This window comes from Motilimonas pumila, from assembly GCF_003596335.1.
In the GTDB taxonomy this organism is placed as follows: Bacteria; Pseudomonadota; Gammaproteobacteria; order Enterobacterales; family CBDFNC01; genus Motilimonas; species Motilimonas pumila.
Map to the genome: position 1 here is coordinate 176504 of NZ_QZCH01000001.1, position 23378 is coordinate 199881.

Consider the following 23378-nt stretch of genomic DNA (forward strand, 5'->3'; position numbering starts at 1 on the left):
TTCGCGCTACTACCTTGGCTTTGCTGATACAACTTTTCATGGCGCTACAGCCAAGCTTGCTGAATTGAACCCACTTTACATAAAACAGCTTTACTTAAATCAGGTTTGCTCACTATAGACAACGCAGGCATTCACCCAGTCATTTGTGCCATGCAGTGTGACATTTGACTACCAGTAAAAGGCGCCTAACCGAATGAAATGGTGAACTCACTGTTTTCGGGAATAAATACCAACTAATAGAAATAAATCATGATAAAGCCTACAGAAACACTCCCTACAAAGAAATAAAGTACTGATTTTTAGCCTCAAACATAGAGCTCAAGGCTGAGCCTTGCTATATTTTCTAAGTCATTCTTTTATCGGTTTAGGCACTTTTTGGATAACTTTTTCTTTTTGATCGCGCTGCAGTCTATTTTTATCTATATCATGTTTGCGGTGGTATTTTTTTCTTTGCAGCTAAAAGATAAAGATAATCAATCACTGAGCTACTACAGTGGCTATTACATCATGTTATGCGCCATTTGGGCGGTCAATGTCAGCATGCCGGCGCAAAACTTGTTTGTGTCCTTGATAGCAGCACCTTTTACGTTTTGCCTGCTGTACCTTGGCGGGTTAAAAAGAGATAACCCAGCTGCTAAAACTCACTGGATCTATGCCTGGGTAATCACAGCTACATTTATCGTCACCCTCGACAGGTTTCACCCCTCCTACGATTTAAAACTCTGGGTTGCGCTGTTTTATTACCTCCCTATTACCTTGTTGATTGCTAAGGCTGCTTGGCAACGTCAGATGGCAAACACTGGAGATAAGGCGTATGCCATTACGATCATGGTTCTGGTCTTCACCAGTATTGTATTTTTTAGACATGGCAGCCAAGTCTCTTCCGAGTTCAATATCAACCGCTACTTCTTATCACTTGGCAGCTTTGCGTTTGGATTAGCTTTGGTATTGAGTTATATGCAGGACGCCCAGCAAAAATTGATAGATATAGCCATCAAAGATCCCCTTTCTGGTTTGCTGAATCGCCGCGGGTTTGCAGAAGTCTCTTCCCGGCAATTGGCATTATTGGCACGAAACAACCAACACATGGCGTTAATTGTGATCGATATCGATCATTTTAAGAAAATCAATGACCGCTTTGGCCACGGCGGTGGTGACGAGGCCATTAAAGAGCTGGCCAATATTTTAAAACAAAACACCCGTAAAAATGACATTATCATGCGCTATGGCGGAGAAGAGTTTTGTCTATTACTCAGTGATGCCAGTGAAAGCCAAGGCGCCATGTTGGCAGAAAAGTTGCGACATGCTATTGAACACGCCAGCTTCAACTACCAAAGTCATTGTATTCATTTCACCGCAAGCTTTGGCGTCATCAGTCACAGTGCCAAAGACTTAGATATCGACGCCAGTATCGCCCTCGCCGATAAAGCACTTTATTACGCCAAACAAAATGGACGAAATCGCGTTGCCCTTGCCAGCGAGCTCAATCCCTCCCACTCAGGGTGAATAAAGCCAAGCCCGCTAGCTTTAAATGACCATGATTAAGTTGCTTAAATTGGTGGTAATCACCTAAAATGACGGCAACTTTTTCATCATTATGGAATATCAATGGCACAGTTTATCTATACCATGAATCGCGTGGGCAAAGTGGTTCCACCGAAACGTACTATCCTCAAAGACATTTCTCTGAGCTTTTTCCCTGGCGCTAAAATTGGCGTACTGGGTTTAAACGGCGCAGGTAAATCGACCCTACTTCGGATCATGGCTGGCGTCGACACTGAGATAGAAGGTGAAGCTAGACCCATGCCAGGCATTAACATTGGTTACTTGCCCCAGGAGCCACAGCTTGCTTTAGACAAAACCGTCAGAGAAGTGGTTGAAGAAGCGGTAATTGAAGTCAAAAGCGCTTTGACTCGATTAGATGAAGTGTATAACGAATACGCCTTAGAAGATGCTGACTTTGATGCATTAGCCAAAGAACAAGGTGAGTTGGAAGCCATTATCCAGGCCCATGATGGCCATAACCTAGACAACCAACTAGAGCGCGCCGCAGATGCTTTGCGCCTGCCCGCTTGGGATGCAGTCATCAAGAACCTGTCTGGTGGTGAGCGTCGCCGTGTTGCAATTTGTCGCTTACTACTTGAAAAACCAGACATGCTATTACTGGATGAACCGACTAACCACTTAGACGCAGAGTCGGTAGCATGGTTAGAGCGTTTCTTGCATGACTACGAAGGCACTGTGGTAGCCATTACCCATGACCGATACTTCCTTGATAACGTAGCCGGTTGGATCTTAGAGTTAGACCGAGGCCATGGTATTCCATGGGAAGGCAACTACTCATCTTGGTTAGAGCAAAAAGACGCCCGCTTGCAACAAGAAGCGTCTCAAGAAAAAGCCCGTCAAAAGTCGATTGAAAAAGAATTGGAATGGGTACGCTCCAACGCCAAAGGCCGTCAGTCTAAATCAAAAGCCCGTATGGCGCGCTTTGAAGAGCTTAACAACCAAGATTTTGCCAAGCGTAATGAAACCAACGAGCTATTTATTCCAACGGGTCAACGCTTAGGCGACCAAGTCATAGACGTCACAAACTTAAGTAAGTCATACGATGGTCGAGTACTGATTGACGACTTATCATTCAGCATTCCAAAAGGTGCCATTGTCGGCATTATCGGGGCCAACGGCGCCGGTAAATCGACCCTATTTAGAATGATCAGTGGTCAAGAACAACCAGACTCAGGCTCCATTGCTTTAGGCGACACGGTACAGTTGGCCAGCGTTGACCAGTTCCGTGATGAGATGGACAACAGCAAAACCGTATTTGAAGAAGTTTCCGGCGGTCAAGACATCATGACCGTAGGTAATATTCAAATTCCAAGCCGTGCTTACGTCAGCCGCTTTAACTTTAAAGGCACCGACCAGCAAAAACGTGTTGGAGAGTTATCTGGTGGTGAACGCGGCCGCTTGCACCTGGCTAAACTGCTGCAAACTGGCGGTAACGTCTTGCTACTGGATGAACCAACCAATGACTTAGATATCGAAACGTTACGTGCTCTGGAAGATGCATTATTAGAGTTTGCCGGTTGTGCCATGGTTATTTCCCATGACCGTTGGTTCTTAGACCGAATTGCTACGCACATTCTCGATTATCGCGATGAAGGTCAAGTAAACTTCTACGAAGGTAACTTCACCGATTACGAAGCCTGGCTGAAAAAAACATTTGGCGCAGCAGCTGTAGAGCCGCACCGAATCAAGTACAAACGTATCTCGTAATTTTTCAAAGCGTTAATTACCAAGAATAAAGCCACTGTTGCAGTGGCTTTTTTGTGTTTTTATCAAAGTAAATTATGGTGCGAGTTTATGGTTTCCTTAAATAAAGCTCTCGACTAATGGTGACGCCAGCTATGAGTCTTGCTAGCATAGCCGCCATTAATAGCTGCCAACGTGTGAATGTGAACGATGAATGTGCAAGCCGCAATTTTTGATATGGACGGGTTATTACTCGATACCGAGCGCGTCTGCATGACAGTGTTTAAACAAGCTTGCGATGCTTGTGACGTGCCCTTTTTAGAGCAAACCTACTTGAGTGTGATTGGCTGCAATGCCAAAGGTGTAGAACAAGGGCTGCGCGCAGGTTACGACAGCTTGATTGACTATGACACCTTACACCAAGCATGGCGAGAACGTTATGATGCCGTGGTTAAACATCAGGCCATTCCGGTAAAAGCGGGAGTTATTGCATTACTGACTTGGCTACAACAGCAAAGTATACCTATCGCAGTTGCCACCTCGACCGCTAATGAAGTGGCCAACATCAAATTACGTTTAGCGGGACTAGCGCCTTACTTTGTTAATGTCACTACGGGCTGCGAAGTTGCGCACGGTAAACCTGCACCAGACATTTATTTATTGGCAGCTAAACGTCTTGGCGTGTCACCGCAACATTGCATTGCGTTTGAAGACTCAAACAATGGCGTACGTGCTGCTGTTGCTGCGCAAATGACCACCTTTCAAATTCCCGATTTAGTAGCACCAAATGAGCAAGTACTGGCCCTTGGCCACCAGGTGATGCCCTCTCTGGCGCACGTGCTGACTCATTTGCAACAAACGGGGTAAAACAACTGGCTCCCTCATTTCGGCTCATGAGCCGGCAAACTTAGTGTTGGCGCGAAGGCCCATTTCGAACCAAATCTTTGCCATTGTCATAAACGTGTTGCGATACCCAGCGGCCCAGTAACAGTTGGTGCTTACTATCAAGTACAGCAACAAAAGGCTTGCCGTCAGCATTATTAACGGCTAGGGCAATACCCGCCACGTCTTGTAACTTTAGGCTGCCGCTTTCCACAATCAATAAGAATGTTTCTAGCTCCTCGAGGGAGTCGATGACGTTTGGATCTTGGATCATATATTAACTTCCATAAACAATTTTTTGCCTACTATACGGATTTCAGCCAAAGTTAACATACCCAGCCATGAGTTTAACCATCAAGGTCTGAGGTCTTTCGGGTTTATAATGATAGGCGCGGCGAAATAAAATCAATAAACGCGGATATCCGCTTTGCAACAGCAGAAGAGCGGTAATATACGGCGTTTACCGGCTCTCTGCCTGTATTTGTTAACTTCTGCGGTTCCAGTAAAGCCACTAAACGCCCCGCAGTTAAATCTTGTCGAACCATAAAACCCGATAAACAAGCAATGCCATTAGCGGCGAGTGTCAGCTGACGAATAGTTTCCCCGTTGCTGGCGGCAATATTCGGGGTGATGACTTTCGCGGCGGGGAATGGCCAAATGTTAAGGGTTGGCATATCGGCAAAGCCAATCAAGTCATGTTGTAACAAGCTTTGATAGTCTTTGGGATAACCCTTGTTCGCCAGATACTCTGGCGCGGCGACGATGAATAACTCACTTTTTCCTAATAACCTAGCGTGTAAACTGGAGTCCGAAAGCTGGCCAATGCGGATTGCCACATCAGTGTGTTTTTCAAGTAAATCCGTGAAAGCTTCATTAGAGCTAATTTGCAGTTCAATATCAGGAAAGGCTTGCTTAAAAGAGGCAACCAAAGGCACCAATTGATGCAACACAAAGGGGCTTGCGGCATCGACTCGCAAACGGCCTGCAGGGCGCTCACCACGACTAACTATGTCACTTTCAGCTTGGCTAAGTTGATTTAAGCCGGCTCTCACGCTTGCTACAAACTCGCGGCCTTCTTCGGTGACTTCAATCCGCCGGGTAGTGCGATTTAAAATGCTGGCGCCAAGTTGTTGTTCAACCTTAGTCACCGCTCGAGACACCCTGGCGACTTGAATATTAAGGGTGTTCGCAGCGGCACTAAAGCCGCCGCAATCAACAACAGCCAATAAGATGGCAAGATCATCCGAGCGAGTACGCATACTGAATTACCTTTGTGAATTTCACAATAATATAGCTAACATACTCGCTTTTAGAGCAAAAAACTTTCTGATTATATTAACGAGGAGCCTCAGAGCCCGCCATTTCATAAGTCGGGTAATCAATTAACCCTTGTTCAGCCCCGCCAAATAAGGTGTTGGGATCGTGTTGCGCTAACGGCAAGCCGTGCTCCATTCGTGCAGGGAGATCGGGGTTTGCTACAAAAGGCCGCCCAAAACCAACTAAGTCAGCCAAGCCTTCGTCGATGGCTGCTTGTGCTGAGTCAGCTTGGTACCTGCCCGCATAGATCAAGGTGCCTTTAAATGCTTTGCGCAAAGCTTGTTTAAAGCTTTTCGGAGTGTCGGGAGCATCATCCCAGTCCACTTCAGCAATATGCAAGTAAGCAATACAATGGCGATTTAACAATTCAGCAGCTGCCACATAAGTGGTTTCAGGATCATCATCTACCGTGCCATTGAGGGTCGTCAAAGGCGCCAGCCTCACACCAACACGCTCTGCCCCAACGGCTTCCACTAGTGCCCCAACCACACGGTCGAGAAACCTGAGTCGATTATCCAAACTGCCACCGTATTCGTCGTTGCGATGATTGGCTTGCGAGTCAATGAACTGGTTAATTAAATAACCATTAGCACCATGTAGTTCAACCCCATCAAATCCAGCCCTTATGGCATTTAATGCCGCTTGCTTAAACTCAACAATTACATCATTTATATCATCATGGGTCATGGCTCTGGGCTCGGTCACATCAACAAAGCCAGGCTCTGCACTGCCATTATCAATGAACACCTTGACCCCTTTTGCGGCAACAGCCGAAGACGATATAGGTTGTTCACCACCAATGTTATCTGGATGAGTAACACGGCCAACATGCCAAAGCTGAGCGAACATGACGCCGCCAGCTTGATGAACTGCATTGGTGACTTTGCGCCACCCCGCTATCTGCGCTTCCGTATATATACCAGGAGTCCAAGCATAGCCTTTGGCTGTAGCAGAGATTTGCGTACCTTCTGAGATAATTAGCCCTGCACTCGCACGCTGTGCGTAATAAGTGGCCATCATTTCATTGGCTACATCTCCGGGTTGTGATGCCCTTGAGCGCGTCATGGGTGGCATTACAATGCGATTTTTCAATTCAAAGTTAGCCATTGTGACAGGTTGAAAAAGTGAAAGAGACATGTTGCGACCTCCTGATATTTAGGTCAATTATAGTAGCAAGACAGCCCCCTGTAACGAAGACTGAAAATCACAAATAACTTTTGTCAAAAATAGCTATTATTCGTCTCAATTTATTCACCCAGCATTATCATTCGTCATGATGCCTCGGCTTTACACTTGTGCAGAATTTCACAAGTTATCGTAACATTGAAAACAGAGCATGAAATCCCCGCTTAAAACGGCTAGTCTCAAGGTATTGCTAAAATAACAAAAAGAGACTGAATATGTCGGAGTCAGAGCGCCGTAAGTTTTCGCGAATTTTATACCAAGCCACCGCTCATCTCGTAGCAGGAGAGCAACATTGGTCAACCAATCTATTAGACTTATCTCTGAAAGGAGCATTAGTTGAGACACCCACAGACTGGCCTAGCGAAGCGCCGTCATCACTGCAACTGCAATTTAAGCTGGGCGACAGCGACATTGAACTCAATTTAGCGGTTGCTATGTGCCACCAGCACAAAGACCACTTAGGCTTGAAAAATATCAGCACCGACATCGAAACCGCGAGTCACTTAAAACGCTTAGTACAGTTAAATATTGGCGATGAAAGCTTACTGAACCGGGAGATTGATGAGCTCACTCACCACAATCAAAGCTGATCAACTTTCTGTATTTAGCTTTCTTTGCAAATAAAACGCCCACTCACCTAACCCAGTGAGCGGGCGTTTATATACCTAAAAAAGTGTCCGGAAAAACCAATAAGCCTTATGACACAGCCTCACTTTCATCCAAGCAACATTCATCTTGTAAGAATGCAATAACCTGATTAAGCTCTGCAAATTGTGCCACGCAAAACAGCGTACGGCCTTCTCGTCGTTGTTTAATTAAACCAGCAGAGGCCAAACTTGAAATATGGTGAGATAAAGTAGAGCCAGGAATATCAAGTTCCTGCTGCACTTGGCCCACAGCGATGCCTTGGTGACCCGACTTCACAAGGCGCTTAAAAATTAACAAGCGAGTAGGATGGCCTAACTCTTTTAACGCTTTAGCCACACTTTCTATCTGCATTTACTTCACTCCAATCAATAACATTTCGATATTACCAGAATGATATTCTATTTGTCATATCAGGGAATGCGCACTTCACCTAAGTCTTTTCAGTCGACCCAGCACCGGCTTCATTGTCGTCATCAAAGTCATCAGCGTAGCCTTTTGGTGGCGGCGTCCAGTGGCGGTCTGTACTCGCAAATTTGCCAAACCTGTCCTGTTGCACGGCAGACTTAATATTATCTTCAAGATCCATAAACAGCTGGCGGTAATTATTGTCAAAACGCTCACCTTCACTGTCATCCTGCCAAGCATGGTAAAGCACATCAGAAGCTTTATCGTCTAACTCGTGATAAATATTAATTTGTTTCTCGACAAAAAATGGGTGAAAGCCCAGCTCCCGCAGAGCTTGTCCACCCACCTGCAGCGCAGAATGGTAAGTTTCTGACTCAATATAATCAGCCCCTGCGCTACGCAGTAAATACCCATGCCCACGGTCAAACGCACGGGCCAGCACTTTCAGATGAGGATACGTGTGTTTCAAGTACTTCACCAACTCAATACTCGATTCTCGGCTATCGATGGCCACCACCACCATAGCCGCTTCTTCTACGCCTGCGGTATGGAGTAACTCCGGTCGCAGCGCATCACCGAAATACGCTTTTGCGCCATAGCGTCTGAGAGCATCGACTTGATCTGCCTGATGGTCGAGCACCACGGTATGGATGCCATTAGCCACCAACAAACGGTTAATAATTTGGCCAAAACGACCAATACCGGCAATGATTACCGTGCCTTTCTCTTCTATAGTATCGGCTTCTCGCTCGTTTGAGTTGGCTTCAAACTTTGGCAAAATTACCTTGTCAAACAAGATAAATAAGCCCGGCGTTAAGAACATAGATAACGCCACCACTAACGATAACGTTTGCGCTAATTCTAACGGCAACACGTGCTGCTGCATGCTAAAGCTCAGTAATACAAACCCAAACTCACCCGCTTGCGCCAAACTTAATGCAAATAACCAGCGGTCGCTGCCTTTAATGCCGAAAATAAAGCTCAGAGCCAATAACACTAAGGCTTTGAGTAGCATCACCCCTAAGGTCAGTAAAATGATCACTATCAGCTGTTCGGACAAGATGCCAAAGTCGATACCTGCCCCTACTGTGATAAAAAACAGCCCTAATAATAAACCTTTAAAGGGGTCTATATTCGACTCTAGCTCATGACGAAACTCACTGTTTGCTAGCACAACGCCTGCTAAAAAAGTGCCTAGGGCAGGCGATAGCCCGACCAGGCTCATCAGCGCCGCGATGCCTACCACTAACATCAACGCCGTTGCAGTAAAAATTTCCCTTAAACCTGAGCTCGCCACAAAACGAAATAATGGACGACTTAAGTAATGCCCCCCTGCCACCACTACGGCAATCGACGCTAAAATAACAAGTCCGTAAGCCCAGCCCGGCAGGTGCGCTACCAAGCTAAATTCTTCGTGGTGTTCAGCTGCATTACCCACCGCTTGTTGAGCTTTTTCAACCAACTCAGGCAGTGCTAACAACGGAATAAAAGCCAACATAGGGATCACTGCAATATCTTGAAATAGCAAAACAGAAAAGGCATTTTTACCGCCTTCTGTCTTGGTTAGCCCCTTTTCATTAAAGGTTTGCAGCACAATCGCGGTGGAAGACAATGCGAAAATTAAACCAATGGTTAAAGCGATAGAAACCGGTTGTCCAAACGCCAGCGCTATCGCCATTACAGCGGCAGCGCTGCCTACTACTTGCAAACCACCCAACCCCATCAAACGATTACGCATTGCCCATAGCATTTTAGGCTCAAGCTCTAAGCCAACCAGAAACAGCATCATAACCACGCCAAACTCAGCAAAATGCTGAATGGTGGTAGTTTCATCACCCACTAAGCCCGCCACAGGACCAATAATGACCCCTGCGATCAAATACCCCAAGACCGAGCCAAGGCCCAAGCGTTTGGCAACAGGAACCGCAATGACCGCAGCAACGAGGTAAATGAACGCTTGTAGAAAGTAAATGGTCATAAATCCCCCGCCGCGTCTAACTCGGATAAATAATGATTCAGCTTCTCTGCTTTATAGGCTTTTCGCTGATTAATTTTGCCATCAACCAAGGCTTTAAGAAGCTGTTGCCAACGTGTCACATGGGCGCCAATACGCTCCTCTTCAAGTGCCGTTCTGGCACCAAACAAGGCAAACGGCGGTAAATAGCGCATACCCGTTAAGGCTGCCATTTGCTCTAATGGGTACATCAATTCACGCACGGTAAAATGGTTGTAACCTTGGGTTTGATAGGCATCCTCATGCCCCCCTGCGGTTAACGCACACAAAAACAATTTATCGTTTAATTTGGTTCCCTGGGTACCATAAGCAAAGCCATACTCCAACACCAAGTCTTGCCACTCTTTGAGAATGGCAGGAGTGGAATACCAATACATAGGAAATTGAAAAACCACGACGTCATGCTCTAACAAACGTTGCTGCTCGCGGTCAATGTCAATGTTTAACGTTGGATATTGGTAATATAAATCAATGCAAGTGACGCCCGGCACCTGACAAGCCGCTTCGTATAATGGCAGGTTGACTTCCGAGCGATGATTGGCAGGGTGAGCGTATAACACTAAAACTCGTTGGCTACTCATAACGTCCTCAACATTTCAGCGCGTCGAACGCGCAATAAAGACCAAACTATCATCTTGAAATTAAAGCACAAAGCTCGCCAAAAAGAGCAGTAATTCACTGTTTATCTTTTCTCGGAGCTGTCAGTACGTGATTCAGTTTAAGTTCTCAACCAAGCCCTAATGGGTCGGCGGTGGCAACAGCTTCGCTATCTGCTTCGCGCTAGCCATTGTCGTCCCAGCTAGACTTGCGGTAGCGCCGCCGCAGGCCATTGCATACGTAACTGCAGCAGCTAACTCATCGCCTTCACTTAAGCGCCATACCAAACCTGCTACCATCGCATCTCCAGCCCCAATAGGGTTGGCCTCTTTGACCGTGTGCGCCGGATAATGATCAACAGACTCCGCTGTGACCATGAGCGCCCCGTTTGCGCCAAGTGATACTATCGCTTGGGCTGGCCCCAATGTAAGTAAAGTAGGTGCGATACGTGAAATAGCCTCAATGCTTAGCATTGGCTCGCTATCGGCGTTCAAGCATGCATTTTCAGTGCTGCGAATAAGTGAGTTTGCTTGTCCTTGCCCAAGTAACGTTGTCATTTCAGCCAAGTTAGGTTTGATAAGGTCTGGAGCCGCCTGACAACCAAGGGTCAACGCTTCCCCACTGGTATCCAAAATGACTTGGCTCCCCGCTTGCTTTATCTTTACGATCAATTGAGCATAAAAATCAGGCTCAACCCCAACAGGTAAGCTGCCCGCCAGTACCCACCAATCTCCCGCTTTTAAATGTTTATCTAATAACTGGTGTAGCTGAACCATATCCTCATGTGCAATGGCCTCACCGGCTTGGTTTACTTTGAAGTGCTGTTGTTGTTGCGTATTCACCAAGCTCACATTGGTACGAGTTTCTGACGCGACCTTTAACAAGTCAACCTGTACTCCCTGCTGACACAAGCTCCGTTCTGCTTTAGCGCCATTAAAGCCACCCACGATGCCAAGTGCTGTGTTACTTACGCCAAGCTGCGTCAGCATGCGTGATACATTAAACCCTTTGCCACCCACGTCTACTTGGCTGTATTTCGCGCGAGCAACCTCATTTTGCGGCCAATGGTCAATGTGCATTTCAAGATCAAGGGCGGGGTTCATGGTTAAGGTATAGATCATTAATGTGCACTCTTTTTGGGCTAATAGCTGGCGGTCAGGTGATGGATAACGGTAGTGAAAAGCAGAGTGTAATGACCAAGCAAACTCACGGTATTATCACCGCCCAACCAAGTTAGCTATAGTAAAACTAATGCGGTGTAAGTAAAGCTTTGCAAATAGCTTTGAGCAAAGCGGAATATGCTCAGTACAATCACTCAAACACCCTAGGAAGCGTCATATATGTCAGAACCATCCTTGCCTCTTGTGCTTGCAGGGCCTATTTTACGGCGCATCACCAGCCAACGGCTAACGATATGGCTCGCCACTACTGAACCGGTTGAGGTAGCCTTAAACCTGCAACCCGTTGGTGCAGAGCCTAGTACTATCGACAACGCGGCGATGATGAAAAATAGCCACCAGCTGCGCGCAGGAGAACACCTTTTCTTCTATTTGCTGGATATTCCATTAGCCAGCACTTTACCAACACAAGTATGGATAAATTACGACTTACAACTGACACCTAAAAATCAAGTAACCACGTCGCAAGGTTCGTCATCTGAAGCTAAATCGAGCCAAGGTTGGCAAGATTGGGCTGGGCAGCTCAATTACCCTGAGCAAAATAGCCCAGGCTTTGTCATCGCCCCCAACGTTTCTCATATGTTGCATGGATCTTGCCGAAAGCCGCACTTTGACAGTGGCGACGGTTTAGTGATCGCAGATGACGCATTAACCCAGCTTATTCATCAATGGCAAGCACAACCCTCAGACATAGCGGTACCGCAAGATTGGCCGTCACTACTGATGCAAAGCGGCGATCAGGTTTATGCCGATGATGTCGCCACGCCAATGTTAGTGGCGTGTCATCAGCTCATTCAGCGTTTGGGTATATATGACGAGCGTTTTAATGGCGCCAACGTGCTGGACTCCTGCGAGTTACATGAGCAAAAACAGCACTATTGCCAACGAGCAGACTTGCTGCCCGGCTGCGAACACACGAGCACGCATACCAAAAAAGCGGTTAATGCCTTGTTTCGCTCAGTGGAAAAACCGGTATTCACTTCTGATAACGCCGATAATCACCTTATTTCTCTGGCTGAAGTATTAGCTATGTATCTATTGGTATGGTCACCAAACCCATGGCAGTTGGTTGATATACAGATGCCATCCTCACTCACCTCAGAGCAACAACAACTGTTCAATCAAGAACAAGCAGTCATTCGCCAATTCATTGCTGGCTTACCCCAAGTGCAAAGGGTGATGGCCCACTTGCCTTGCGCCATGATTTTTGATGACCACGACGTTACCGATGATTGGAACCTGACTGCGGGCTGGGAGCTCGCGGCATACGGCCAGGCCTTTTCCAAGCGAATTTTAGGCAACGCCATGATCGGCTACCTATTGTGCCAAGGCTGGGGGAATGCCCCAGAGCACTTTTCAGATGAAGTAATGCAACAACTTGGCGAGACCCTTTCCGCTCCCGGAAAAGATAGCCATGACGCCTTTATTCAGCAGCTGATTCATTTTCATCAATGGCATTATCAATGGCCCACAACGCCAGCGCTTGTGGTGCTCGATACCCGCACCCATCGTTGGCGCTCGGAGCGCAATATTCATTCGCCATCAGGCTTAATGGACTGGGAATCATTGACCGATTTACAGCAAACATTACTGGGTAAAGACGCAGTCATCTTGGTTTCCCCCGCCCCCATATTTGGGGTTAAGCTAATAGAAGTGATTCAAAAAGTATTTACTTGGTGCGGCCAGCCATTAATGATTGACGCCGAAAACTGGATGGCGCACCCCGGCGCCGCCAATACCTTGCTAAACATGTTTCGCCATTCAAAAACGCCGCAAAATTTTGTGATTTTATCCGGCGATGTGCATTACTCATTTGCTTACAGCATTCACCTCAAAGACCAGCAGCAAAGTCCGCATATCTGGCAAATTACCAGCAGTGGCATCAAAAATGAGTTTCCAGGGCCCTTGCTCGAAGTGCTAGACCGCCTTAACCGTTGGCTCTACGCACCCTACTCCCCCTTAAACTGGTTCACCCGGCGCCGGCGTATGCGTATTACTCCACATAAGCCCAGTAAAGGTGCCAGTGGAGAACGCTTGGTGAATGCTTCTGGCATTGGCTATGTCAATCTCAGTGACGACGGCTCGCCGATAAAAGTACAACAATGGACCACCCGAGGCGATAAAATCACGTTTGAAATAAAAGAAGACGAGGGCCGCTGGGAGTGATCCTCCTTACCGCTTTAGGCCCCCAAATAGGTGCTCGATTGCATTCATCCACCCGGCTTGATAATTTGTGGAATCAAGCCGTTAGCATGATGAAAAGAAATGGACTTTAGCTTTAGACTGGCGACAAGCGAAGACGCCGCGGTTATCGCAAAATTAGTGTGCCAACTCACGACTGAGATTGGTGAACGAGCCCAAATTGACCACTTTGACAATGATATTAAGGCCACATGCGAGTGTTGCGAACAATTGCTCAGCCAGGGGCAGCTCAACGTCTTACTAGCAGAAACTGATGGTGTTGTGGTCGCAATGGCCAGCTATGCGACCACGTTTGCCCTTTATGTAAAGGGTGAGATGGGTATTATTCAAGAACTGTATGTCGAACCGACTTATCGCAGCCAGCAACTTGGACAGCAGCTTTTAGTCAAGATAGAACAGATAGCCGACGTTCAAGGTTGGCGTGCCATTGAGCTTTGCACACCGCCGTTGCCAGCGTTTGACAACACACTCGCTTTCTATCAACGTCATCATTATCAAGCGGTGGGTGGGCGCAAAATGCGTAAAATGGTTGCCAACAACTAAAGGGCTTTCACGACTCGCGATGACAGTAACACCGGCTTTTAGCTTCGTTATAAACCCGCTCCCCGCATAGTCATCGGCATAGAACTGTCGTTATTTAAAATGCCATAAAATGGTAGCGAGAGATTAACTAGCCATCATCGACTGACTGTGAGCTACGCTATTAACCATCACCTGCGTAGCGCGTAGTATTGGATGTCGTCATTTAACATGCCTTATAAGCAGTTACGAGATGCTTGAGGGGGTAGCTATATATCACCGACTGACTGTGAGCTACGCTATTAACCATCCCCTGCTTACCCTACGTAGCGGGTTAGCATTGAATCACGTCATATAAATGCCTCGAGATACTTGGGGGGGGGTAGCTGGCCATCACCGACTGACTGTGAGCTAAGCTATTAACCATCCCCTGCTTACCCTACGTAGCGGGTTCGCATTGAATCACGCCATATAAATGCCTCAAGATACTTGGGGGTTAGCTAGCCATCATCGCACTGGCTGTGAGCTACGCTATTAACCACCACCTTTCGCACTGGGTTTGCGTCAGGGTGCGCGTCATTTAAAATATCTTGAAAAAAGGTGGCAAGAGACTTTTGCACCGAACTTTGCACTGTGGCATTTTGCAAATACACGTCCGCCGTCTTTTTAATGGCTTTGTTGGCGTGTAATTGGATCCATTTATCCGCCGCAAGTTGGGTTTTTCTGACCCCACCATTTAGAATTTCCATCAACTTTGGCGATGCATCTGACGTATTCAGTTGAGTGACTAAAGGGGCGTTTAAGGTCACCTCTCCTTTTGCTTGGTCAACCTTAATACACCATTGCCAACCTTGCTTAACATAAAAGCCAAAGTGAAAGTTATAACGCCACTTATACAAGGCTTTCCAACGAGCACTTTTACTGACTTTCATGGCCGTTGCCTTCGCGAGCGCTTTGCCTTTTTGGTCCATCAGGTAAACGTATTCATTACTGATTTTCATGAAGGTAAACTCTGTGGTTTCGGTCAACAGTGTTGAGGTAATGGCAATATCATGCAAGCTTTTCACCTCGTCAATGTCTTCTTGTAGCTGACCATTCTGAAGCCAGAAAAAAACACTCAAGGCAGCTAATCCAATGCAAGTAATAAATAAAAAGATACGGTCCATATCATGACCTCCCGTTCAGGCCTCTAAAATAGAGAAACCATAAGGCTGTCTTGTTAGTTTAGCGCTTATATGACCAAGTAGGATGAAGGGCTGCTATGAGCAGCCCATTTACAACGAGAGGAAAGAGGTAAAGTGAGCGTCTACAACACTTCTAAGGCATCGCTGAGCTTTTTCACGCCAATGACTTCCATGCCTTCAATCGGCTTTTTCGGTACATTAGCCAGTGGCACAATGGCGCGCTTAAAGCCATGCTTCGCCGCTTCAATGATTCGCTCTTGACCACTGGGTACTGGCCGAATTTCGCCCGATAAGCCCACTTCGCCAAACACCACTAAATCTTGCGATAACGCTTGATCGCGAAAACTGGACACTAAAGCCATCAGTAGGGCCAAATCGGCGCTAGTTTCGGTGACTTTTACCCCTCCCACCACGTTCACAAACACGTCCTGATCCGCCATTTGCAAACCGCCGTGTCGATGTAATACCGCCAACAAGATGGATAACCTGTTTTGCTCTGTGCCCGCCGCTACTCGCCTTGGGTTACCAAGCTGAGAATAATCAACCAGCACTTGAATTTCCACCAACAACGGACGGGTACCTTCCCAAATAACCATCACCACTGAACCAGATGTATTCTCTTCACCTCGAGATAAAAAGATGGCCGAAGGGTTACTCACTTCGCGCATGCCTTTGTCTGTCATTGCAAATACGCCTAACTCATTAACCGCGCCAAACCGGTTTTTATGGCCTCGCAAGGTGCGATATCGGGAGTCTGCATCACCGTCAAGCAATACGGAACAATCAATACAGTGCTCTAATACCTTAGGGCCAGCCAGCGAACCGTCTTTTGTGACGTGTCCCACCATGAAAATGGCCACCCCAGTTTGCTTGGCAAAACGGGTTAAATAGGCCGCTGCTTCTCGCACTTGCGACACGCTTCCTGGCGCACTTTGCACTTCAGCAACATGCATCACTTGAATCGAGTCAATGACCATGATTTGCGGTTTTTCCTGCTCGGCCAAATTACAAATATTCTCTACGCTGGTTTCTGACAACATTTTTAATTTGTCATTCGGCAAACCTAAACGCTTAGCGCGCATGGCCACTTGCTGCAATGATTCTTCACCCGTCACGTATAGCGCGCTCATGCTTTGCGCTAAATGACACATGGTTTGCAGTAACAAGGTACTTTTACCCGCGCCAGGGTTACCACCAATCAAAATAGCACTGCCCGGTACTATGCCTCCCCCTAACACTCGGTCAAGCTCTTTAAAGCCACTGCTAAAGCGTGGAAGGTCTTCCAAAGAGATGGTATTTAAGGTTTGTACCTGGGTTTGAGTTGCCCCCGCGTAACCTTGGCGAGTCGGCTGATGGCTGGTTTTGGCTGGCGCTAATCTTATTTCAGAAATAGTATTCCACGCTTTACAATCATTGCACTGACCTTGCCAGCGTGAAAATTCTGAGCCACATTCACTACATACGTATGCTGTTTTCGCTTTCGCCATTTTTGTCTCGTTCAGGTTGGGCACGTTTTTTGTATGATACTACGCAATAATCAAAAAAAGCGACTGTCAGCGCCAGAACAAGCAGGTAAACTGACCTAATACGGCAAAATGTGCTGCCAGTTAAAACAATAACAGCCTTTATTAAAGAGCCCATGGATTTAGAATTATATCGACCACAAATTGAGCAGTTAATCTCCTTGATGACAGAGTCAGACTTCACAGACCTGTTGGATCGAGTGCTATTTGGCGAAAGTACCAACACTAAGTTCTTAATCAAAATGGAGCTCAATCGCTTGGCCTCCCCCTGCGCACGAATTATCGACCTCAGAAATAAACAGCCAAGCGCTGCAGAGTACAAACACGGCAATCAACGCCACTTTCTTGACGCTGTCGCGATCAAAACGTTTGAAAAGCAGTTAAAAAACTATCGCGGCACCTATACCATGGGCGTATATGAAGCGGTTGTGAACCAAAAGCGACAAGCAACAACGGCCGCAGCGCCTGCTGCCCATAAAGACATTTTACAAGCGGCCTATTTAAGTTTCGCCCGAACCCATGCCAGAGGTGCAGAGCGCATGCACTTTGCCATCCCTGTGGTTTTACAGCTGGATAAAGAGCAAACTCTCAAGGCTACCACTTTGGATATTTCTACCACGGGCTTAAGAGTAAAAGTACCACTCGACACAAAAGCGGTCACGGGCTCAGATATTCAGATTGTCTTTAAAGGGTTACAAAAAGAATTCAGCGGGCCAGAAGTAAAAACCCCAGTGCCCTATCGGGTGGTCGGCCAAGATAAAACCAAAGAAGTGCTGATTTTACGGTTATGCCGCACTCAACAAGGCAGCCGTTTTGACAACTTCATTGAAGGTTTTATTCAAGGCAACAAGCACAGGTATAAAATTAATACCGACAACCTCACCAAAAGCGTGGTAATGAAAGGTTATGAGCAGTATTACCTGCCTTTGATGCAGGGCCTGCCTGTGTTTTTTAGCCAGCTGCTTGATATCAAACTTGAAAGCGTTTTATACAATAAAAACAACCTGCATATTATTGAGTACTGGCGTGATGAAAACGCCAAGAATTGTTTAAGCAGGCTGTTGTCTCCTGCGCGCATGGCAGAAGTTTTGGCTTTGCCGGGTGACGTCAAAGAAACCTTGATCTACAGCTTCACTCATCGTACAGAAGATTGTGCCTACTTCTTTTCTGCGACCGCAGATGAACTGTTAGCGGCTAACTTACGCACTTTATTTCTGGCCTATGGCGCGCGTAAAACGTCGTGGCGAGTATACAAGCTCAAAGTCACCGCGGCAGATACGCGTATCCTTGGCCAGCAATTCACCGAAAATAACCCGCAAGACGTTTCTCGTATTGCTCTAGAGAAAGCGCAAGAGGTCGATTTTGTGGGTTTATTGACCGACATAACGGATACCCGTCAGCAAAAAAGTTACCAGCAATTACAACCAGACATTAAAAGCGCCAATAAGCTCAATCGCTTTATTAGCAGCCATGACGACAGATTTGAGCAGTTACCGTTTAAGTTTGTACAGCAGCGCCAAGAAAAGCGCTACCACTACAGCACAGACGTCATTGCCAGCTTTAAAAATCAGCACATGGAGGGCAGTACCCAAGACTTTTCATCTCGAGGCTTAAAAATCGCTTTGGCTCAAGCGCTGCAAGTCGACAAAGGTGACAAGGTGCTCGTGAATTTGCCAAAACTGCAAAAACTGACTAAAACCATGACCCTGGATAAAATGCCTTATCAAGTCGTGGGCTTTAACCCAGCGCGTACTATTTTACACTTGAGCGTTGATCATAAAGAGCAAAGCCATACGGGTACTGAGTTCTTTAACCTTTTGATTGAAAGCAACCCAGGCAAGCTCAGTGAATCAGTAGAAAAGCTGCCTAAACCGGGTCTTGAATTGGCCTTACGCCACTTGTGCTGTCACCACTTTCTATCGTCGGCGGCATTTGTGCGGCGCCAGCAAGGGCATTTTGACATCAGTAAACTTGCCATCACCCCGGCAGGAAATAGCCTTACCCCTCTGTTATCTGTGATGAATACGGGTCGAGGCAGTTTCAACTTAACACCTGTCTTTGGCGATCATCATTTGGATAAAGTGGTGATAAATCGCATTAAAGAAATGGAAGAAGAAGCCAGACCACAACAAGTGGAATTATTTATCAGCTTACAGAAAACCAACAAGGTAGAAGCCAGGCGCGCGCTGAGCAGTGCTTTTGCAGATGATAATGAACGCAAAGCATTTGTAGCCAGCGCAATGAAAAATGGTCACTTTTTCTCAGTGCAAGTGCACATTTCAAAAGTAGGTAAACCAGATATCAGCAGTATTTCCAGAGAGCTCGATTACATCGCTCAATACGCTATTCATAAAGCCAAGAAAATAGAAGAAGAATTGTGGGCCATTAATGCCGTGGTTGAGCTTACCGACACCACGACGGCAACTTTACAACGCTTGGGTTTGACCAACCGTTAACATTACCTCTTAAAGGAAGTGACTTACTGCCCACTATGGTTAGCAGTAAGTCAATGCATCAGATTATGCCCACTGACTCGCAGTGGTCGACGTCAAAATGGCTAACGCCGCTTCCAGATCTAACTGGTTAATCGACACTGCCGCTTGTTGTTGCACAATAGGCTTGGCGTGAATCGCAATGCCCAAGGCCGATTTTTGCATCATTTTAAGGTCGTTAGCGCCATCGCCTATAGCGACCGTTTGGCTTGCATCAATGCCATATTGCTCGGCCAACTCGCCTAAAATGCGCGCTTTTACGCTAGCGTCAACCACTTCACCAAGCACTTTACCTGTTAGCTTATCGCCATTCAGCTCAAGCGTATTGGCAAAAACTTGGTCAAATCCAAGTTGCTGTTGCAGTGCCTGCGCAAAATACGTGAAGCCGCCAGAAGCAATACACACTTTCCAACCCGCCGCTTTCAAGCCTGCAATCAGGTCTTGTAAGCCTGGCATCAAGGGCATTTCCGCTATCACTTTATTCAAAATATCCGTTGGCATACCATCAAGCAGAGCCACACGGCTGTACAAGCTTTCATTAAAGTCCAGCTCACCGTTCATGGCGCGCGCGGTTACCGCCGAAACTTGCTCTCCGACCCCATAAAGACGCGCAATTTCGTCAATACACTCAATTTGAATGGTGGTTGAGTCCATGTCCATTAAGACTAAACCGGGCTGGCTAAAATCGGGTAATTGAGCTTGCATGGCAAAGTCAATATCGTTGGCCTGACAAAAATCAGCAATTAAGGCTTTGCTGTCTGAGTGAACTTGGCTCAAGCTCAAACGAATACACGTCACACCGGCAACATGCTTTGGGGCTGCAGCAAATACGCTATCGATATTGTTTTGTTGTAAAATGCTCGCCAGTTGAATAACGGTACCAGCAGACAAGTGTTTACCAATCAATACCAACTCTTGTTGGCTTTGATAATCGTTGTCGGTCACAGCATGAATGGTTTTATTTTGAAATAATAAGCCATCAAACGGACCAAGCTGCTCAACCAATAACGTCTTCCATTGAATAAGGCTTTCTGGCAATTGTGTCACTTTGACTTCTTGTAACTGTTTCACAATACTTCCCTGCTTTGTTGAAAATTGCTGAAATAGAACGCAAAGATACCATTGCTTTTTGCCTTTGCAAGCCCCAATATGAGTCAGCAGCAGTATCGCGAGGGATGATATGGCGATTAAATTTAGACAAAAACACCTATATATATGGCGTGCAATGCAATTATTGTTAGCCTTAGTATTGTTAGGCTACATCATTTATTTAAATGTCGACTTAAACTACCTCGCGTCGAAAAGCCGCACCGAGCAAACCCAAATGTTTGGTTCAACGCTCACCAGCCGCGCTGCTCAAGACGCCGCTACATTTTTACAAAATGAACAAACCGAAGAGCTTGACCGTTTAGTGGCCAGCCTCGCCGCTGACCCTTTGGTCCGAGACGCGACCATTTATAATCACTTGGGGGAGATCATTCATCAATCGGAAGATCCTGCCTCACTCGACCTAGTACTGCATATTAAACCGGTTAAGTCGTCAAGCGACGCTCGAGAGTCCGCGCACAATCGCATTCCTTACGTGGCAGAGCTATACCAAGAAAAACAGAAAATTGGCTACTTAAGGGTGACCCTTGAACAAGGGAAAATTTTGCAGCAAATAAACAACTACCAAAGTCAAGCTCGCAGCTCCACCAAAACCATGTTGGTACTTGCATTCTTGGTCGGTTTTTTAATTACCCGCAACCTTTCTAAAAAACGTCGCTGGTGGCAACAGGTAATGCATAAAGCAGAAATGGCTCGCAAAAGCCGAGCCATTTAAAGAGTGGTTTGACGCGTCAGTTTACCAGGTGCAAGCGCTCGGCTAAACTGCGGTATTGATCAGAAACGGTGCGACCAAACAGTGGGTCATCCGCAGGATCGTGTTGCCAGTTTTGCTCTAAATGGCGCCAGTCATCAGCGGTTAAACTTGCTTTGATCGCAGGCAACACTTCGGACTCTTCATAGTTCAAATGCGCCAACTGCAGACGCGTGAAGCGCTCTAACGCAGCGATGATATCCGCTTTATCTACGATAGCATCAAGTAACACAGTGTCTATTAGCTCTTTAAGATCTGCGCTGACTTGGCTCAATTGCGCATGCTCTTGATGCAGGCGATTAGCCACGCAGTCATCAACTACTCGGTACTTGAGGTAATAATCGTACATCTTATCTTCAAGGGGGTGGTGAAACTTTCCGGAGTAAGTTTTTAGGTAGTGAACCACATCTCTGATCACACGGTAATCAACTTTTTCGTCATGCTTTAACAACTGCAACTTGTCATCCAGCACTGCAATCAACTTAGCGATGTTTTTGTGATCGTTATGTATAGTTTGTAACACGGCGTTCTCCCTGATGAGTCCAATACACTTAGCATATCAAAACCAACCAGAACAAAGGTTGACTTAAAACATAAGCTATTTCATTAGTGTAGTCAGAGAAAACGTCGACATAATTACACTTGCCAATTAATCGTCTTCTGCCCTTGCTCACTTAATAGTTGATTCGCCTGAGAGAAATGACGACACCCTAAAAAGCCGCGGTGAGCAGACAAAGGCGATGGATGCGGCGCTTTTAAAACATGGTGTTTTGCGGTATCAATCATGGCGCCTTTTTTCTGGGCATGCGCCCCCCATAATAAAAAAATCACCCCTTGCTGCTGCTCGTTTATCGCTGCAACCACTTTATCAGTAAAGGTTTCCCAACCACATTTAGCATGGCTGTGGGCTTTGCCGCCTTCCACCGTTAGTACGGTATTGAGGAGCAATACCCCCTGCTTTGCCCAACTTTCTAAAAAGCCGTGTTGTGGGATGGTGAACCCCTCTATATCGCTTTGCAACTCTTTATAGATATTCACCAATGACGGTGGTGTTTTAATGCCGGGCAGTACAGAGAAGCACAGACCGTGCGCTTGGTTAGGCCCGTGGTATGGGTCTTGCCCTAAGATAACCACTTTAACGTCTGCAAACTCAGTCAGCTTAAAAGCGTTAAAGACCTCATTTTGCGGCGGGTACACCACTTTGCCACTGTCTCGCTCTTGTTGTACAAACTCCATGATTTTGTGAAAGTAAGGCTGTTCTTTTTCTACACCTATCACTTGAGTCCAACTGGGTTGTGCCGTCACTTTTCGCTCCTATGCATTAAACGCAACATTAAACCTATTAATAACCAATAAGATAACTTTAGCAATCAGAATAGCACCTGATGAGCAGATTAAAAACCATGAACAAAAGGTAATTTAATTACATAATTTTATTACAAAATATAAAAACAAGATGCTCAGACTTACTTTTAATGCAACCCATACCAAAAAGCCACATTCATTGACCTAGGTCAATCATTAAGGGGATAAAAGGCATAAATCGGATCTGAGATTGATTTACATCAAGCCGTTGCCTACCTATAATGGTTCACAGATTAAACAGCAAAACAAAGTTACTTAATTTCCATTTTGTACTTTTATTTCACCTTTATTATCTATGGAGCGAGACTATGACTGTTGGTGTACAAATTACTAAAGCGAACAATGCCTCTCTTGTGAATTCTTTCTGGCTACTGGACGAAGCCAAACAAGAAGCACGTTGTTTATGTGTGAAAGACGAAGCTTACGCTGAAGACCAGGTAGTAGCATTAAACGAACTTGGCGAAATCGAATACAAAGAAGTGCCAGTACAAGTGGCTCCGCTACAAGAAGGCGGCCAGCACTTAAACGTAAACGTGCTAAAACGTGAAACGTTAGAAGATGCGATTGCTCACCCAGAAAAGTACCCACAGCTAACCATTCGTGTTTCTGGCTACGCGGTACGTTTCAACTCACTGACGCCAGAACAGCAACGTGACGTAATCACTCGTACTTTTACTGAAAGCCTATAAACTTCCAGTAATACTGCGATACAAAAAAGCCGCTGTGGCAACACAGCGGCTTTTTAATTTCCGGTATCTAT

At 46.2% G+C, this 23378-nt stretch carries 21 protein-coding genes; 9 read left to right on the forward strand and 12 right to left on the reverse strand.

The annotated features are described in order from the left end of the window. Nucleotides 1–375 precede the first annotated feature (375 nt). The 3 genes from D1Z90_RS00865 to D1Z90_RS00875 all read left to right on the forward strand — a co-directional run bounded on the left by D1Z90_RS00865 (nucleotide 376) and on the right by D1Z90_RS00875 (nucleotide 4116). Nucleotides 376–1506, forward strand: coding sequence for a GGDEF domain-containing protein (locus tag D1Z90_RS00865; protein ID WP_119908863.1), 1131 nt, complete (start codon nucleotides 376–378; stop codon nucleotides 1504–1506). A 102-nt stretch (nucleotides 1507–1608) separates the two neighbouring features. Then, the gene (gene ettA / locus D1Z90_RS00870) at nucleotides 1609–3273 is read left to right on the forward strand and encodes an energy-dependent translational throttle protein EttA (RefSeq protein WP_119908864.1); all 1665 of its coding nucleotides are present in this window, start codon (nucleotides 1609–1611) and stop codon (nucleotides 3271–3273) included. A 186-nt stretch (nucleotides 3274–3459) separates the two neighbouring features. Beyond that, nucleotides 3460–4116, forward strand: coding sequence for an HAD family hydrolase (locus D1Z90_RS00875; protein ID WP_119908865.1), 657 nt, complete (start codon nucleotides 3460–3462; stop codon nucleotides 4114–4116). A 40-nt stretch (nucleotides 4117–4156) separates the two neighbouring features. On the opposite strand, the gene D1Z90_RS00880 is transcribed toward D1Z90_RS00875, so the two are convergent. From D1Z90_RS00880 to D1Z90_RS00890, 3 genes are all read right to left on the reverse strand, one after another. Then, entirely contained in the window at nucleotides 4157–4405 is a 249-nt protein-coding gene (locus tag D1Z90_RS00880) for a hypothetical protein (protein ID WP_119908866.1), read from the reverse strand. A 103-nt stretch (nucleotides 4406–4508) separates the two neighbouring features. Beyond that, nucleotides 4509–5390 (reverse strand): LysR family transcriptional regulator, encoded by an 882-nt coding sequence (locus tag D1Z90_RS00885; protein ID WP_119908867.1) that lies wholly within the window; start codon nucleotides 5388–5390, stop codon nucleotides 4509–4511. Between the two features lie 76 nt (nucleotides 5391–5466). After that, a complete protein-coding gene (locus D1Z90_RS00890; RefSeq protein WP_119908868.1) occupies nucleotides 5467–6585 on the reverse strand; it encodes an alkene reductase in 1119 nt (372 codons plus the stop codon). A 263-nt stretch (nucleotides 6586–6848) separates the two neighbouring features. Here D1Z90_RS00890 and D1Z90_RS00895 point away from each other — a divergent pair, with 263 nt between their 5' ends. After that, nucleotides 6849–7223, forward strand: a complete 375-nt coding sequence (locus D1Z90_RS00895) for a PilZ domain-containing protein (RefSeq protein ID WP_119908869.1) — start codon at nucleotides 6849–6851, stop codon at nucleotides 7221–7223. 106 nt (nucleotides 7224–7329) lie between these two features. Here the strand turns inward: D1Z90_RS00895 and D1Z90_RS00900 are convergent, their stop codons facing one another. From D1Z90_RS00900 to D1Z90_RS00915, 4 genes are all read right to left on the reverse strand, one after another. Continuing rightward, nucleotides 7330–7632: an ArsR/SmtB family transcription factor gene (locus D1Z90_RS00900; protein ID WP_119908870.1), complete on the reverse strand. Its 303-nt coding sequence runs from the start codon at nucleotides 7630–7632 to the stop codon at nucleotides 7330–7332. A gap of 79 nt (nucleotides 7633–7711) precedes the next feature. Next, nucleotides 7712–9664, reverse strand: coding sequence for a monovalent cation:proton antiporter-2 (CPA2) family protein (locus tag D1Z90_RS00905; protein ID WP_119908871.1), 1953 nt, complete (start codon nucleotides 9662–9664; stop codon nucleotides 7712–7714). Then, on the reverse strand, nucleotides 9661–10281 hold the full coding sequence (locus tag D1Z90_RS00910; protein ID WP_119908872.1) for an NAD(P)H-dependent oxidoreductase: 621 nt from the start codon (nucleotides 10279–10281) through the stop codon (nucleotides 9661–9663). The genes D1Z90_RS00905 and D1Z90_RS00910 overlap by 4 nt, the downstream gene beginning before the upstream one ends. Nucleotides 10282–10437: 156 nt before the next feature. Then, entirely contained in the window at nucleotides 10438–11418 is a 981-nt protein-coding gene (locus D1Z90_RS00915) for a 1-phosphofructokinase family hexose kinase (RefSeq protein ID WP_119908873.1), read from the reverse strand. A gap of 219 nt (nucleotides 11419–11637) precedes the next feature. Between D1Z90_RS00915 and D1Z90_RS00920 the strand changes: the two genes are divergently transcribed. Continuing rightward, nucleotides 11638–13641, forward strand: a complete 2004-nt coding sequence (locus D1Z90_RS00920; RefSeq protein WP_119908874.1) for an alkaline phosphatase D family protein — start codon at nucleotides 11638–11640, stop codon at nucleotides 13639–13641. Between the two features lie 99 nt (nucleotides 13642–13740). Next, nucleotides 13741–14220, forward strand: a complete 480-nt coding sequence (locus D1Z90_RS00925; RefSeq protein ID WP_119908875.1) for a GNAT family N-acetyltransferase — start codon at nucleotides 13741–13743, stop codon at nucleotides 14218–14220. A 476-nt stretch (nucleotides 14221–14696) separates the two neighbouring features. Here the strand turns inward: D1Z90_RS00925 and D1Z90_RS00930 are convergent, their stop codons facing one another. Both D1Z90_RS00930 and radA read right to left on the reverse strand, forming a co-directional pair. Continuing rightward, a complete protein-coding gene (locus D1Z90_RS00930) occupies nucleotides 14697–15362 on the reverse strand; it encodes a hypothetical protein (RefSeq protein ID WP_119908876.1) in 666 nt (221 codons plus the stop codon). 140 nt (nucleotides 15363–15502) lie between these two features. Beyond that, nucleotides 15503–16867: a DNA repair protein RadA gene (radA, locus tag D1Z90_RS00935; protein ID WP_119908877.1), complete on the reverse strand. Its 1365-nt coding sequence runs from the start codon at nucleotides 16865–16867 to the stop codon at nucleotides 15503–15505. A gap of 152 nt (nucleotides 16868–17019) precedes the next feature. On the opposite strand from radA, the gene D1Z90_RS00940 reads away from it, so the two are divergent. Continuing rightward, a complete protein-coding gene (locus D1Z90_RS00940) occupies nucleotides 17020–19359 on the forward strand; it encodes a PilZ domain-containing protein (RefSeq protein WP_147378718.1) in 2340 nt (779 codons plus the stop codon). Between the two features lie 63 nt (nucleotides 19360–19422). Here the strand turns inward: D1Z90_RS00940 and serB are convergent, their stop codons facing one another. Further along, the gene (gene serB, locus D1Z90_RS21600; RefSeq protein ID WP_232525174.1) at nucleotides 19423–20466 is read right to left on the reverse strand and encodes a phosphoserine phosphatase SerB; all 1044 of its coding nucleotides are present in this window, start codon (nucleotides 20464–20466) and stop codon (nucleotides 19423–19425) included. Nucleotides 20467–20620: 154 nt separating this feature from the next. Between serB and D1Z90_RS00950 the strand changes: the two genes are divergently transcribed. Next, complete coding sequence (locus D1Z90_RS00950) at nucleotides 20621–21217, forward strand: AhpA/YtjB family protein (RefSeq protein ID WP_158587024.1); 597 nt, start codon at nucleotides 20621–20623, stop codon at nucleotides 21215–21217. Between the two features lie 16 nt (nucleotides 21218–21233). Here the strand turns inward: D1Z90_RS00950 and D1Z90_RS00955 are convergent, their stop codons facing one another. Both D1Z90_RS00955 and ung read right to left on the reverse strand, forming a co-directional pair. Continuing rightward, a complete protein-coding gene (locus D1Z90_RS00955; RefSeq protein WP_119908880.1) occupies nucleotides 21234–21776 on the reverse strand; it encodes a hemerythrin domain-containing protein in 543 nt (180 codons plus the stop codon). 113 nt (nucleotides 21777–21889) lie between these two features. Next, nucleotides 21890–22558 carry a uracil-DNA glycosylase gene (gene ung / locus D1Z90_RS00960; RefSeq protein WP_119908881.1) on the reverse strand — a complete coding sequence of 223 codons (669 nt, stop codon included), beginning with the start codon at nucleotides 22556–22558 and terminating at the stop codon, nucleotides 21890–21892. A gap of 368 nt (nucleotides 22559–22926) precedes the next feature. Between ung and grcA the strand changes: the two genes are divergently transcribed. Further along, nucleotides 22927–23307 carry an autonomous glycyl radical cofactor GrcA gene (grcA, locus tag D1Z90_RS00965; RefSeq protein ID WP_119908882.1) on the forward strand — a complete coding sequence of 127 codons (381 nt, stop codon included), beginning with the start codon at nucleotides 22927–22929 and terminating at the stop codon, nucleotides 23305–23307. The last annotated feature ends 71 nt before the right edge of the window (nucleotides 23308–23378 follow it).

Excerpts from the sequence above, each read along its gene's own strand:
- D1Z90_RS00930 (WP_119908876.1), bottom strand. The coding sequence starts at position 15,362 with ATGGACCGTATCTTTTTATTTATTACTTGCATTGGATTAGCTGCCTTG.
- D1Z90_RS00900 (WP_119908870.1), bottom strand. The coding sequence starts at position 7,632 with ATGCAGATAGAAAGTGTGGCTAAAGCGTTAAAAGAGTTAGGCCATCCT.
- D1Z90_RS00915 (WP_119908873.1), bottom strand. The coding sequence starts at position 11,418 with ATGATCTATACCTTAACCATGAACCCCGCCCTTGATCTTGAAATGCAC.
- D1Z90_RS00885 (WP_119908867.1), bottom strand. The coding sequence starts at position 5,390 with ATGCGTACTCGCTCGGATGATCTTGCCATCTTATTGGCTGTTGTTGAT.
- ettA (WP_119908864.1), top strand. The coding sequence starts at position 1,609 with ATGGCACAGTTTATCTATACCATGAATCGCGTGGGCAAAGTGGTTCCA.
- D1Z90_RS00950 (WP_158587024.1), top strand. The coding sequence starts at position 20,621 with ATGCAATTATTGTTAGCCTTAGTATTGTTAGGCTACATCATTTATTTA.
- D1Z90_RS00895 (WP_119908869.1), top strand. The coding sequence starts at position 6,849 with ATGTCGGAGTCAGAGCGCCGTAAGTTTTCGCGAATTTTATACCAAGCC.
- D1Z90_RS00920 (WP_119908874.1), top strand. The coding sequence starts at position 11,638 with ATGTCAGAACCATCCTTGCCTCTTGTGCTTGCAGGGCCTATTTTACGG.
- D1Z90_RS00910 (WP_119908872.1), bottom strand. The coding sequence starts at position 10,281 with ATGAGTAGCCAACGAGTTTTAGTGTTATACGCTCACCCTGCCAATCAT.
- D1Z90_RS00925 (WP_119908875.1), top strand. The coding sequence starts at position 13,741 with ATGGACTTTAGCTTTAGACTGGCGACAAGCGAAGACGCCGCGGTTATC.
- D1Z90_RS00875 (WP_119908865.1), top strand. The coding sequence starts at position 3,460 with ATGAATGTGCAAGCCGCAATTTTTGATATGGACGGGTTATTACTCGAT.
- D1Z90_RS00940 (WP_147378718.1), top strand. The coding sequence starts at position 17,020 with ATGGATTTAGAATTATATCGACCACAAATTGAGCAGTTAATCTCCTTG.
- radA (WP_119908877.1), bottom strand. The coding sequence starts at position 16,867 with ATGGCGAAAGCGAAAACAGCATACGTATGTAGTGAATGTGGCTCAGAA.
- D1Z90_RS00890 (WP_119908868.1), bottom strand. The coding sequence starts at position 6,585 with ATGTCTCTTTCACTTTTTCAACCTGTCACAATGGCTAACTTTGAATTG.
- D1Z90_RS00880 (WP_119908866.1), bottom strand. The coding sequence starts at position 4,405 with ATGATCCAAGATCCAAACGTCATCGACTCCCTCGAGGAGCTAGAAACA.
- grcA (WP_119908882.1), top strand. The coding sequence starts at position 22,927 with ATGACTGTTGGTGTACAAATTACTAAAGCGAACAATGCCTCTCTTGTG.
- D1Z90_RS00905 (WP_119908871.1), bottom strand. The coding sequence starts at position 9,664 with ATGACCATTTACTTTCTACAAGCGTTCATTTACCTCGTTGCTGCGGTC.